Source organism: Novipirellula herctigrandis (genome assembly GCA_007859835.1).
GTDB classification, from domain to species: Bacteria; Planctomycetota; Planctomycetia; order Pirellulales; family Pirellulaceae; genus Novipirellula_A; species Novipirellula_A herctigrandis.
The window spans coordinates 1869992-1882681 of sequence record SJPJ01000001.1 but is presented as its reverse complement, the minus strand read 5'-3'; the positions used below and the strand labels follow the sequence as shown (position 1 = coordinate 1882681).

General features: G+C 53.0%; 9 protein-coding genes. 2 read left to right on the top strand and 7 right to left on the bottom strand.

Going from position 1 to position 12690, the window contains the following annotated elements; genetic code table 11:
* Positions 1 to 317: 317 nt before the first annotated feature.
* The 4 genes from CA13_RS06755 to CA13_RS06740 all read right to left on the bottom strand — a co-directional run bounded on the left by CA13_RS06755 (position 318) and on the right by CA13_RS06740 (position 6823).
* Complete coding sequence (locus tag CA13_RS06755) at positions 318 to 2897, bottom strand: glycoside hydrolase family 5 protein (RefSeq protein ID WP_146395177.1); 2580 nt, start codon at positions 2895 to 2897, stop codon at positions 318 to 320.
* Positions 2898 to 2907: 10 nt separating this feature from the next.
* Entirely contained in the window at positions 2908 to 4275 is a 1368-nt protein-coding gene (locus CA13_RS06750; protein ID WP_146395176.1) for a TrpB-like pyridoxal phosphate-dependent enzyme, read from the bottom strand.
* Positions 4276 to 4555: 280 nt separating this feature from the next.
* Positions 4556 to 6121 carry an SLC13 family permease gene (locus tag CA13_RS06745; RefSeq protein WP_146395175.1) on the bottom strand — a complete coding sequence of 522 codons (1566 nt, stop codon included), beginning with the start codon at positions 6119 to 6121 and terminating at the stop codon, positions 4556 to 4558.
* A 24-nt stretch (positions 6122 to 6145) separates the two neighbouring features.
* Positions 6146 to 6823 carry a hypothetical protein gene (locus tag CA13_RS06740; RefSeq protein ID WP_146395174.1) on the bottom strand — a complete coding sequence of 226 codons (678 nt, stop codon included), beginning with the start codon at positions 6821 to 6823 and terminating at the stop codon, positions 6146 to 6148.
* Between the two features lie 182 nt (positions 6824 to 7005).
* Between CA13_RS06740 and CA13_RS06735 the strand changes: the two genes are divergently transcribed.
* Together CA13_RS06735 and CA13_RS06730 are read left to right on the top strand one after the other, a co-directional pair.
* The gene (locus CA13_RS06735; RefSeq protein ID WP_146395173.1) at positions 7006 to 7569 is read left to right on the top strand and encodes a hypothetical protein; all 564 of its coding nucleotides are present in this window, start codon (positions 7006 to 7008) and stop codon (positions 7567 to 7569) included.
* A 76-nt stretch (positions 7570 to 7645) separates the two neighbouring features.
* A complete protein-coding gene (locus CA13_RS06730; RefSeq protein ID WP_146395172.1) occupies positions 7646 to 8623 on the top strand; it encodes a ThuA domain-containing protein in 978 nt (325 codons plus the stop codon).
* A 152-nt stretch (positions 8624 to 8775) separates the two neighbouring features.
* On the opposite strand, the gene CA13_RS06725 is transcribed toward CA13_RS06730, so the two are convergent.
* From CA13_RS06725 to CA13_RS06715, 3 genes are all read right to left on the bottom strand, one after another.
* Positions 8776 to 9801: a glutamine synthetase beta-grasp domain-containing protein gene (locus tag CA13_RS06725; RefSeq protein ID WP_146395171.1), complete on the bottom strand. Its 1026-nt coding sequence runs from the start codon at positions 9799 to 9801 to the stop codon at positions 8776 to 8778.
* 338 nt (positions 9802 to 10139) lie between these two features.
* Positions 10140 to 11588, bottom strand: coding sequence for an MATE family efflux transporter (locus tag CA13_RS06720; RefSeq protein WP_419194018.1), 1449 nt, complete (start codon positions 11586 to 11588; stop codon positions 10140 to 10142).
* Positions 11589 to 11617: 29 nt separating this feature from the next.
* Positions 11618 to 12690 (bottom strand): rhomboid family intramembrane serine protease (locus CA13_RS06715; protein ID WP_419194017.1); only part of this gene is annotated, 1073 nt, incomplete at its 5' end.

Genomic DNA, 12690 nt, shown 5'->3' with positions numbered 1-12690 from the left:
TCGCAGACACCCTTCGTGAGAGTGGTGTTCCTTAGCGGACAGACTTTGTCCAAGGAACCCTAGCACGTAAAGAATGTCGATGATGCCGAAAAGCAACACACTTTGTTGCCTAAACGCTACATCTTGTCGAAGGATATGCGGCCTGTGACGGATAGGAGGGGGAATGAGCGCTGGTGTGTCGCCTTGAGGCGATTTCGTTGGGGAGAAGTTGCTTCTGAGCGGCTAAAGCCTGGACACCAACGTTGCTCTTGGGGCTAGCGCTGGTGTGTAGCCTTTAGGCGATTCAGTCGCCGGGCTTTTCCTTCAATTTGGAATGCTTATCGCAGTTCGTACCAAATTGTTTTTGCTGCCGGCGACACTTTGATTTCGACGCCACCCTTGGTTGGTGTTACGGGGATTTCACGGATTCGTTTGCCCGTGCCGTCGAGTGCATAGCAGTGAATTGGCGGCGAGTTCGATTTTCGTGGCACGAAAACGGTCGCTGCAAAGCTTGTCACCATCGTCGGGCCATGCCCCCATTCGGAACCGACACTCGTTTTTTCCTCGTTCCATTTCATTCCTTGGTTTTCGCTATGCGAAACCACTGTCAAAATCGATGTTTCTGCGGATTCAATTGGTTGCCCATCGGTGGAAGACAATAAAACGAATCCGTAGTTGGGTTCGATCTCGCTGGTCGTTACTTTTACGCCTCCCATCTCAAAGCTTTGTTTGGCAATCGTTCCCCAAACCGCTCGTGTTGCTGGTGTGTTCAACGTTAGGTAGCCATGGGCTCTTCCATCGCTTTTCCAGGCCACTTGATTGTTGGGTGAATGCAAATCACGAATGTCGACTGTCCCCAAAGGTGCGTGTGGCTTTGCGCCGGTTCGAACGCCGAGTCTTTTCGACAGCGCATAGCGGCCATCGATTGGTTCGCCCGGTTCGCTGATAGCTTCGTCGGGAATCGGGTTGAGGTCACCTCGAAGAATGACGTTAGCCATTTGTGACATCAGAGCCAACTTCACGGGGGCACCGTTGAAGGAGAAGAAATTTGTCGTCTGGTCTCGGAACCATGGTGATTTGTCTTCGCTAGGGCCGGAGGCATCGTAATCGAAAAAGTAAACGCCGTCCCAATCTTGGAGTCCCATGATGATGGCCGCTATTGGAACGCATCCCCCAGCATAAAAGCTTGGCTCGGGATAGTTCCACTCGCTCATCGTCATCGGCAAATCGGCGTATCGCCACCCTGTGCGCATCAAAATTGAATTTGCTGGCCAACCGGACTGTTCGGGTATCGCTTCCATTGGATCGTTCCCGATCGTCCAATTTGATGCACTCCAAGGTTGGTTCGATGGAAAGATCGGATGATGCCAATAATTATGCAGATCGACAAAATCCAATTCGTTTTCAATCAACTTCGCCGGATGGTAATTGATTTGGCTGGCCGTAATCGGCACCTTCACGCCGAGTTCTTCGGTCAAGAATGCTTTCAGTTCCTTGACCCATTGAATTTCGGTATCGACCATGAACGTTTTCATGTCGTTATGTGCTGCCACAGGCGAGGTGGCACTGGGGACGGCAATCGTGGCGTCGAAGAGGTTTTGGTCCTTTGGCAATGAAACCGGCGCAACGCCTTCGCGTAACTCGATTCCGGCGAATTCAATGGGAGTTGTCTCATTGCCAATGGTCATCACCAAGTTCACATGGTCTTGGATCGTTTCCTTTGGCAACACCACTCGCGTGATCTGAGTCCACTTGGGCGTCGCAACGATATCTTCGAAGATACCTAGGTCTCGCCATTCGCCGCCGAGTGACGTCGAAATTTCGGCGCGAAAAGTCCGGGTCTTATCGGCTCGTACCCAAAACGACAGCGTAACAGGCGTACCGACTTCGACCGACAAACCGCCTCGATGCAATTGTTGGAAGTGGGTTTGTTCGAGCACCTTTAAGGGGGCAATTCGCAGGGCCGACAGGGGGCTTTGCGCGGGGCCTTGAACTGCAATCGATCGCGGCAATTCAGCATTGGTTAGGCTGACTTCCCAATCGCCGATGGACGAGTCAAACGATTCAACCGGAAACACCGGATCCCCCAATGGGATTTGGTTCGCTTCCCATGCCGCAGTCAAGTTCTGCTGAGTTTCATAGCGATCACGTAACCAAGTGTTCCACGCCAGGATGAAGCTCTGTTGAAAACGTTTTGGCATTCGCCGGTAGAGGTCATACCCTTGCTCGGAGAAATAGTTCTCGTTCAACATCTCGACCACCGCGATCCCTGGATCGTCGACTCGAGCCAAGTGATCGCGATAGGGGTTTTTGTGAGTCAACAAGTCGCGGCAATAGGATTTCACTTTCGCTTGGATATCGCGGTCGTAGTACATCACCCATTTATTCGCACCGCCCCACCATGGTAAGTCTTTGCCGACGGGGAAGCCTTCTTCTTCGCTTAGTTCGCGAGAAACATGCATGTTTAAATTGGCATAGATCCCATGCTCATGCAGCTTTGCCAAAAAGTAGTCGAGTCGATCGACCATTTCGGGGTCGAACGTCCGCTCGCCGTCTTTCGTTTGGGGGTTCCAGATGCCGTTGGGTGCCGCTTGCATGTCCATATGGTGGAAACGAACAGCGTTGATGCCGAGTTTCGCCAAGTGGGGTGCCACCCGATCGGCTTCCTCATGGCTGGGGAAATTCGACGCAAAGCAGGTGTTGACGCCCCAAATCCGAAACCGTTGATCGCCAACAAAAAATTGGTTGCCCCGTTTTTCCACAAAGCCTTTGGCCCCCGCCGGTTTGTCGAGCAAACCGCTACGGTCGGTCGCAGTCTTTGCCGCATCGTCACCTGGAATCACAAATGGAAACGCTTGAGCCAATAACGCGGCAGTGAAACAAGTTGCTAGTACTAGAGTCAAGACGATGCGAATCATGGCGAGTCTCTTAAACAGGTTGGGGATGGTCTTTGATCACACTTTGGTAGCGCTCGATCACTTCCATTGGTAGTTCATAGTCTTCCAAGTTTCCGGACAAGTATTTTTCATAGCCTAACAAGTCCATCATTCCGTGCCCGCTAAGATTGAAGACAATCACTTTCTCTTTGCCTTCTTCCTTCGCCAACTTGGCTTCGCGAATCGTCGCAGCGATTGCGTGATTGGTTTCCGGGGCAGGGATGATCCCTTCGGTTCGGGCGAACAGTATGCCTGCATCGAAACATTCGGTCTGCGGCAAGGCAACGGCATCGATAAAACCTTCCTGCATTGCAGCGCTGACCAATGGAGCCATCCCGTGATATCGCAAACCACCCGAGTGAATCGGCGCTGGGATAAACGTGTGACCAAGGCTGTGCATTGGCATCAGCGGCGTCATCTTGGCCACGTCGCCATGGTCATATGTGAAGGGCGCTTTGGTCAGCGTGGGACACGATATCGGTTCCGCAGCGACCACTTTGATCGTGGCGCCATTGATCACATCGTGAATAAACGGAAAGGCAAGTCCCGCGAAATTGCTGCCGCCGCCAGCACATCCAACGACTACATCCACTTGCTTCTCGCCAAATTTTTTGAGTTGCTTTTGGGTTTCCAGTCCAATGATGGATTGATGCAACATGACATGATTCAAGACGCTGCCTAGTGCATAACGCGTTTCCCCCGTGGGGTCCGAAACCGCTTGTTCGATCGCTTCGGAGATTGCGATGCCGAGGGAACCGGGTGTATCGGGGTCTTGTTCCAAGATTTGTCGTCCCGCTTGAGTTTCCATGCTTGGGCTTGGCACACATTTGCCACCCCACGACGCCATCATCATTTTGCGAAACGGCTTCTGATCGAAACTGATCCGAACCATGAACACTTTGCATTCGAGTCCAAGAAGTGAGCAAGCGAATGACAGTGCGCTTCCCCATTGTCCGGCACCCGTTTCCGTGGTGATTCGTTTGATGCCGAATTCTTTGTTGTAGTAGGCCTGAGCGACGGCCGTGTTTGGTTTGTGGCTACCCGCAGGCGAGACACTTTCGTTCTTGTAGTAAATCTTTGCCGGCGTATCGATCGCCGCTTCCAATGCGGTGGCTCGAACCAAAGGTGTAGGACGCCAACGGGCAAGCATGCCGAGAACTTCGTCGGGAATGTCGATCCATCGGTCCGTACTCATCTCTTGGTCGATGATGTTCATCGGGAAAACCGGTGCGAGCATCTCAGGAGTAATTGGCTGACTGTCAGGTCCAATCGGCGGGTGCATTGGAATGTCGGCAGCCAAGTTGTACCATTGCCGTGGCATTTCAGCGTCCGAAAGGAATATCTTTTTGGGGTTGCTCATGAGGGCTGGAGAGAATGTGGGTAGAGTGAGAGGGGAAAGGAACTTGCGACAGTCTACATCGCTCGCCTGGGGCTTGACCGGAGTGTAATTGGGCCTTGCACTTGAGTTTAATCAAAACAGCGTGTCGCTCCAACGGCATGTGATTAGGGGAATTGCATCCGATATCGCTGAAATTGATATATCGCTGAAATTGATTTTGTCATGACACGATTTTAGTGACCAACGGGAGCGGGCGAGCATAATCCGAGCGGTAACTCGCTTGGCTTGCGGTCGCACCGGATTACGGCGTAATCCCCATCCAGGGTTTGACGACTAGAAATGTCAGGCCCGTAATAAGTAAAACAGCGATGGCGTTGAGGTAGACCCCCGTCCGAGCCATTTGCGGGATCGTGATTTCACCCGACCCAAACACAATCGCGTTAGGCGGAGTGGCCACGGGCAGCATGAATGCACAGCTGGCGGCCAAAGTTGCAGGAAAAATCAGTAAAAAGGGATGGATCCCCAACCCTGGTGCAAGCGCAGCCAAAACCGGAATCAATGACGCGGTGGTGGCGGTATTGGAGGTCAATTCCGTTAGAAACACGATCGCGGCTGTAACCAAGATCACGATCACCAGCGGCGGTAGCGACGCAAAGGAACCCGTTCGGCTACCGATGAACTCAGCCACTCCGTTGGCTTGCATCGCCGATGCCAAGCTAAGGCCACCACCAAATAGAATCAGAATTCCCCAAGGCAACTTGGCGGCATTCTCCCAGTCCATCGTAAAGATCCGCCGCGATACGTTCACCGGTATCACAAACAATAACATCGCACCGACCATTGCGATCACGGGGTCTGATAAGTTCGCTAGCGGCCTGACCACGGTGCCATCGATCGTCAGTTCTATCGGATTGAGCAACGGCCGAAACAGCCATGCGGCAACGGTCACAAAAAACACAGCCAACGTGTTCCATTCGCCTTCCTTGATTTTGCCCATTTTTTCTCGTTCGCGATCGACCAATTCCTTGCCGCCACTCATCTTGATCTTTGAAATGGGAAACAGCAGATGGGTCATCACGAAATAGAGGATCGGCAAAAATACGATCGCCAAAGTCACGCCGATTGGCGTCCACTCAAAGAAGCCAATGTCGCGTTGATATTCGGATTGAATTTTGTCTTTCACGAAACCGACCAAAAACGCGTTGGTGGGCGTTCCGATAATCGTCATCGCCCCCCCAATCGATGCGGAATAAGCGAGGCATAGCAGTAAGCATGTTGCAAATCGATTGCTCGTTGCGTCTGCGTCCTCGTTGCCGCACTCGGTCTCCATCGGATGGTCTGCTTGACGTACCAAACCGATGACACTGAGCGCAATCGGCAACATCATTGCGGTCGTTGCGGTGTTGGAAACGAATGCGCTCAGGACCGCCGTTACTAACATGAATCCACCGACCATTGCCGATGCGGAAGTGCCAACGGCTCCAAGCGTGATTAGTGCGATGCGTTTGCCGAGGCCCCAACGTTGCATCGACAGCGCGATGATGAATCCACCAAAATACAGAAACACCAACGGATCCGCGTAGGGAAAGCATGCCTCGGTTGGGCTGGCCGCACCAAGAATGGGGAACAATACAATTGGCAAAACCGCAGTCACTGAGATCTCGATTGCCTCGGTTAACCACCACGTTCCCATCCAAAGCATGACGCCCAAAGTCGCGCGGCCGGCCCATGAAAAAGCAGCCATTTCGCCGGTGTTTGCGTCACGAAACTCCGTGGGCAAAAAGTACATCGCCACCAAGGCCAGCAAGGGACCGACGATAAACCCGCTCCACTGCAATGTTTTGCTGCGCTCACGTTCTTTCGACATCACGCTCGCTGCTCAGTAGTGGGGCTAGGACGTCAGTGGCAGCGGACTATCGGAAAGCTCGCGATACGTTTCGATTAATGAATCGCGGTCTTGAGGGTTGCCGAGGGCATCCAATTGGATCCACGGACGTGCTTTGCGGATCACGCCTTTTTCGAGAAACTCACCGAATAGGCGCAGGCGTAAGCCATCTGCATCCGACTGGTCAGTTGTGAACGGAAAGTCGTGCGGCCCGAGCAATATGGCGGTCTTGCCGCGTTCGGAATTGGCAACACAAATCGGGTTGCACCCTTTGTCGGATTTAGCAAAGTCAGGCGAGAAGCCTTCGGTCTTTGACGCTGGGGAAACCAGATCAATCATTGGGTGGGTATCAAGCAACAAGGTTTCAAGCGATACGGTCGCTTCGAGTCGCAGTTGGTCCGCTGACGATCTAATCGGCCTGAAAATGATGTGAAGTGAATAGGATTGGTGATCCTTTTGTGGCAGCGACACATGCCATTGGTCCCCTCGAACGAATTGATCTTCTACGACCGGCATCGTATCGTCGCCAACCGAGAGGAACTGAAGAAGCGGGTTCGAGTCGGAATCGCGACCGATCGAGATTCCCCGTTCTCCACCGCGCGCGTCAAACCACCAAGTGTGAGACGAATCGCCGCAAACCGGGTCGACCCAAGTCGCGTGGCCAAGTTCGTTCGTCTTCCACATGGATTCTCTCGCTCGTTGTTGGGGCGTAAGGTGCGTACGTTCGGAATTGGGTTATAGTCGATATTTTAGCAATGGATAAGGCGAGCAGAGGACGATCCCGCATTCCCACCTTCGATAACAGAAACGTTATGATGGAAAGGCTGCCTGTTTCGTAACGCTGTGCCAACTAGGATAAAATCCAAGTGACTCGAACGAATCCACCTTACGATTGCTCCTGTTTTTATCGATCCGGTGTCCACTCTTTGGTGCGGTTCGGTTTGATTGTCGGATCGTTGGCGGTTGCCTCGACGGGAATCGGGCAAGACGATTCGAATCCCTTTCGTGAACGTGACATGGCGGAGACGATCGACGAGGGTCGCAATTCAGAACCCTCTCCGCTGAACGAAACGAGCCAGTCCAATGGGGCAAACGCGGCTACCCAGGTCGGCGAGTCCGCTGAAAGGAGCGAGCGTGAAGTGAAGTTGTCGGACGAATTGCGTATGCTTCGGCGTTCGGAATCGGCGATGGGGGCTAATCATCCGGCAGTCGGAAATGTCAAAACGATGATTGCTACAATTTCAGAGCAATTGAGGCTCTTGGCACTCGCACGCGAAAAGGCAGCGAAAGCGGAAAAGCAAAAGCTTTCCGGATCCATCGATGATTTAAGCGACAAAGAGCTTCGGCGATTGGTCGTACGAATGGCCGCAAAGATCGTCCAGCTTGAAACGCGGGTCGATATTTTGGAACGCCAAATTGACCCGTACTAACAGAGTTTTCGTTGCTGTTAGTTCCACCCATTCCCACCCTCTCCCTTCAAACAGAGTTTTTAAAAAAGTGAAATTAATGAAAACCGGAATACTGAGTCTCGCGTGTCTTGTTTTGTTTACTTCTTCTGCTGACGCAAAGCTTCGGGCGTTGATCATTGACGGACAGAACAACCACCTCGTGTGGCCCAAGTCGACCATCATGATGAAACAATACCTAGAAGATACGGGTCTATTCGAAGTCGATGTCGCTCGCACGCAGTACACATGGAAGGCCGACCGTGAAAAGGCCTTTCTACCGCTGGCGGGCGTTGGCGAAACCGAGGACTTGAAAGATCCAAAGAGCGATCCCGACTTTCAACCCAAGTTCGACGGATACGATGTCGTGATTTCGAATTTTGGATGGAAGGCAGCCGATTGGCCGAAAGCAACGCAGCAAGCCTTGGAGGCCTTTGTCGAAGGGGGGGGCGGATTTGTTTCGGTTCACGCTGCGGACAACTCGTTTCCGGCATGGAAAGAATACAATCGGATGATTGGTCTAGGCGGATGGGGTGGTCGTAATGAAAAGGATGGCCCCTATGTTTACTTCACGAACGAAGGTGAATTGGTCCGCGACGAAACGCCCGGTGGTTGTGGTGCACACGGTCCAGCACATTTGATTCCGATTACGGTTCGCGACACCGCGCATCCAATCACCAAAGGAATGCCAAAGGTATGGATGACGACCAAGGATGAATGCTATGCGAAACTTCGCGGGCCAGCCGAGAAGATGACAATCTTAGCAACCGGTAAAGACATGTCCGGAAGAGCCCCAACGGATCGTCATGAGCCCATTTTGATGGTGATTGACTACGGACAGGGGCACGTTTTTCACACCACACTTGGCCATGACGATTATTCCTGTGAAGGAGTCGGCTTTATTGTCTCGTTCACGCGAGGAGTGGAGTGGGCCGCGACGGGTAAGGTGACTCAACCCCTTCCTGACGATTTCCCCAATTCGGAAAAGCCGACATCGCGAAAGTTTGAGCTGAAAGAAGTCGCTGCGGTTGGCGAGTAGTTGAAATCGCGTGTTCGTGCGGGGCGCTCCTGCCATCTTGCGGGACGCCCAAACTTCATCGAAAAAAACGGCCTTAAACGAAAAAACCCGGCGTCACTTTTTGAGACACCGGGTTGTTTTTATCAATCAAAAATCCTATTTAGGACTTTCGCTTACGCGGATACGGGAACCTTGGCACTCTTGACCGTCGTGATGATCGCGCTGGCGACCATGTATGGGTCGGCGTTGGATGCAGGTCGGCGATCTTCGAGCCATCCCTTCCATCCATTTTGAACCGTTCCAATTGGAATCCGAATCGATGCACCACGGTCCGAGACGCCGTAGCTAAACTTGTCGATCGATTGCGTTTCGTGGAGACCGGTCAAGCGTTGATCGTTGTCGGCACCATACACGTCGATGTGATGCTTGATGCGTGGTTCGAAAGCCTTACAGATCGCTTCGTAAGTTTCTTTGCTGCCACAAGTACGCAAGGTCGTGTTGGAGAAGTTGGCGTGCATACCGCTGCCGTTCCAGTCACCCGATAGTGGCTTGCAGTGCCAGTTGATGCTCATTTCGTACTTCTCAGCAACGCGTTCGAGCAAGTAACGGGCGATCCAAACTTCATCACCAGCACGTTGTGCTCCCTTGGCGAAGATTTGGAATTCCCATTGGCCCATCATCACTTCGGCGTTGATGCCTTCGACGTTCAAGCCAGCATCGAGACACATTTGAAGGTGCTCTTCGACGATGTCACGTCCAACGGCTTTGCCGTGGCCGACGCTGCAATAGTAAGGCCCTTGAGGACCAGGTTCGCCTTTTACTGGGAAACCGATCGGCTTGCTCGTGTCGGGATTCCAAATCGTGTATTCTTGTTCAAATCCGAACCAGAAATCGTCGTCTTTGTCCATGATCGTCGCACGACCATTGGTGCGATGTGGTTTGCCTTCGCTGTCGAGCACTTCGCACATGACTAAGAAACTCGTGCCACTACGACCTGGATCGGGGCAACAGAAAACCGGTTGTAGCAAGCAGTCGCTGCTGCCGCCGGGAGCCTGTTCGGTCGACGATCCGTCGAAGGCCCACATTTTGGCGTCTTCAACTTTTCCGCTGAAGTCTTCTACGACCATCGTTTTGCTACGAAGGCTTTGAGTAGGTTGATAGCCATCGAGCCAGATGTACTCTAACTTGCACTTTGTCATGTAATCGATTCCCCTTGTGAATCATCGAAAAGAGAGTGAGATTCGAGCGTCATGGGAGGACACTCGCCATCCGCTCAACAAATTCAACTGGTTGTTCTACCTACCACACCCAGTACCAATCAGATCGCACTTGGCCAATCCAGCCACAGACGTTCTGAAAGCATTCTATCCAAAACAAGGAGTCCATCACCCGCCTTAGACGCTACTAGGATATCCGAAATCTCCACAATGAAAAGTGTATTGCCTGCCTTCCTCTGCGGCGGAGTCCCAAGGGGCACGTTGGAACCGCTGGGTGCGGCGTTTTGCGGTGATTTACACCAACACGAGCTGCTCGAATCTTAGACCATGCGCATTTTTTTCCAGCGGCCCTGGATGAAACGGCCCGCCATGAAGATCGCCAGAAGCCATACCCACATTGTGATCATCCACCACCACCAATGGAGGGAGGCGTTGGATGTTTCCTGAGCAAAAGTCAAAGCCGGTTCAAACGACAATCCGACGGCAAACGAGAAAACCGACGTCACCATCCCCGTGCCGAGCACAAACCACGTATCACCCGCCCCTCGCAGCGCCCCGGCCAAAATCAACTGCGTCGCATCGACGACTACATAAATCGCAACGAACGTTAAAAGTCCACGAGCAATCGCAATTGCTTGGGCCGATTCTTCGCTAGGCGTATTGAGCTCATACAAGTTCATCATCGTATCGGGCAGCAATAAGTAAGCCGCACACCAAACCGCCGAATAGGCCCAACCGATTGCTAAAGCCGCAACGACGCTCTTGATCGCGCGGCTTGGTCCCGTCTCGATCAAGTGTCGCCCCACCAACACCGACGCAGCAATCGAAACGCCGACCAATGGAATGAACGCGACCATGTTGAAATTGATCGCCATCGTTGTTGCCCGCAGCGGCACATCACCGAGTCGGCCGATGCGAAGCACCATCGCGGTGAAGCCACTCGCTTCGGTTAAGAACATCAGTCCACTTGGGAAACCAAAGTACAGCAGCTTTTCGATCAACGGCCAATCGAACCCAAATTGCTTTCGTACTTGATAACGTCCGTCGCGGTCATAATAGAAAATCAGGCTGGCGAAACAGGCTGCTTTGAACCAAAACGCGATTGAGCTGCCGATCGCGGCACCGGCGATCCCTAGTTCCGGAAACGGTCCTGGGCCAAAAATCAACAACCAATCCAAAACCAAGTTGATTATTCCCGACGCCAAGCTGACCCACATGATCACTCGCGTCCGTTCGGTTCCGCTAAAGAAACCACTCAGTGCGTTCTCAAGCACCGCGCCAACAGCCCCGACCAACAGCAGTCGCATGTAGGTCACTTCCGCAGGAATCAGACTTTCGGGCTGTTCGGCAAATCGAAAAAGCTCCGGCGCAGCGACCGCAACGAGGCTAAAGAAGGGAATTGAAAATATACCCAAGAAGATCGATTGCCACAGAAAACGACCGATTTTGTGTTCTTCCCCCGCACCGACGTATTGGCTGATGATCGCACCGGTCATCGAAGCGATACCTACCGGCAAGCAGGTGGCGACCCAGAAGAAATTGCCACCCGCCATCGACGCGCTCATCGAAGTCCCGTCGTACCAAAGCAATAGCGTGCGGTCAGCGAATAGCACCAACGAGAACGTCCCTGCGCTGACCATCAAAGGCAGCGCCACCGAAAGCAGCTCGCTAATAATCGAGCGAACCGAATCGGACGAATGGTTTTGAGGGTGGGCCGAAGGAGTCGTCATTTGCGTGGTCGTCGCCTTTCGCTTGGCGAAAGATGACATGAATCGGTGCACGGTTTAGGGGCGATCCATTAGGGGCGATCAAGACGTCGCACCACAAAAAATGCAACCGCGACTCCTGCCAATAATCCGCCAAGGTGGGCTCCGTTGGCGATGTTGCCAACCATGCCTGTCATACACAGCACCAACCAACCAAGCATCAACATGACATTCGACGGGTTCAAATGGATCGGATAATTCGGGTCGAAAGTGGGGCGAATCCACAAATATCCAAACAATCCGTACACTGCGCCTGATGCGCCGATTGCGAACGGGGTTCCCCCGATGGCGTGCAAAAATGGCGGCAATGCTTCCGCCGGAGGAATCGACACTTGCAATGCCATCCCGGCGATTTGCGTGACCAGCAGCAGTATCGCCAAAAACGCCGATCCTTGCAGTCGCTCGATCGCCGAACCGAGAACAAAGATCCAAATCATGTTGAACGCCAAGTGCATCATACTGCCGTGCATGATCATCGGTGTCACTAATCGCCACACTTGCCCTTTGCGGATCGAGGCGAATGGGTCGCCCTTGCTATCGGCATAATCACGCAGATCGACAAACGACAAATTTAGATAGGTTTCTTCGGCAAACGACAACGTGTTCGGATCGGGCGATGGCTTGGGACGCCCAAAATAAGTCACGTAACCGACGACCACCGACAACGCGATGACTGCGATTGTCACCGGAATCGCTTGTTGGCGACCGCCCACTCCCATCGCTCCAAAACCGCCCGACGCCGATGATCTTGGCATGGCTCGCTGCAAACTTTTCTGCTGTTTGCTGCGACGATGGATCTCCGCTGCCCGTTCGTTGCGGAGCTTGTCGGCCCGCTCCTTCACGTCGTACCGCTGGTCGGTGGGGGATTGGCGAAACTGGGAAAACTCTTCGCGTGCCCGTTGGACGTCGGTTTCTTCGCGAATCCAAATATCCCACTGAGAATCGTCATCGCCGGCGCCAGTATCGGCATCGATTGATTCGGTGACTAAATAATCACAAAAACGCCGAGCCGATGCTTCGTTATCAAGAGTGCCGATTCGACGCATGGGAACAAGACCGTTTGGGGAGCGTGGACCAAAGAGCTGGGCTAGGGTAACGGACGCAG

Excerpts from the sequence above, each read along its gene's own strand:
- CA13_RS06730 (WP_146395172.1), top strand. The coding sequence starts at position 7,646 with ATGAAAACCGGAATACTGAGTCTCGCGTGTCTTGTTTTGTTTACTTCT.
- CA13_RS06720 (WP_419194018.1), bottom strand. The coding sequence starts at position 11,588 with ATGTCATCTTTCGCCAAGCGAAAGGCGACGACCACGCAAATGACGACT.
- CA13_RS06740 (WP_146395174.1), bottom strand. The coding sequence starts at position 6,823 with ATGTGGAAGACGAACGAACTTGGCCACGCGACTTGGGTCGACCCGGTT.
- CA13_RS06750 (WP_146395176.1), bottom strand. The coding sequence starts at position 4,275 with ATGAGCAACCCCAAAAAGATATTCCTTTCGGACGCTGAAATGCCACGG.
- CA13_RS06755 (WP_146395177.1), bottom strand. The coding sequence starts at position 2,897 with ATGATTCGCATCGTCTTGACTCTAGTACTAGCAACTTGTTTCACTGCC.
- CA13_RS06745 (WP_146395175.1), bottom strand. The coding sequence starts at position 6,121 with ATGTCGAAAGAACGTGAGCGCAGCAAAACATTGCAGTGGAGCGGGTTT.
- CA13_RS06725 (WP_146395171.1), bottom strand. The coding sequence starts at position 9,801 with ATGACAAAGTGCAAGTTAGAGTACATCTGGCTCGATGGCTATCAACCT.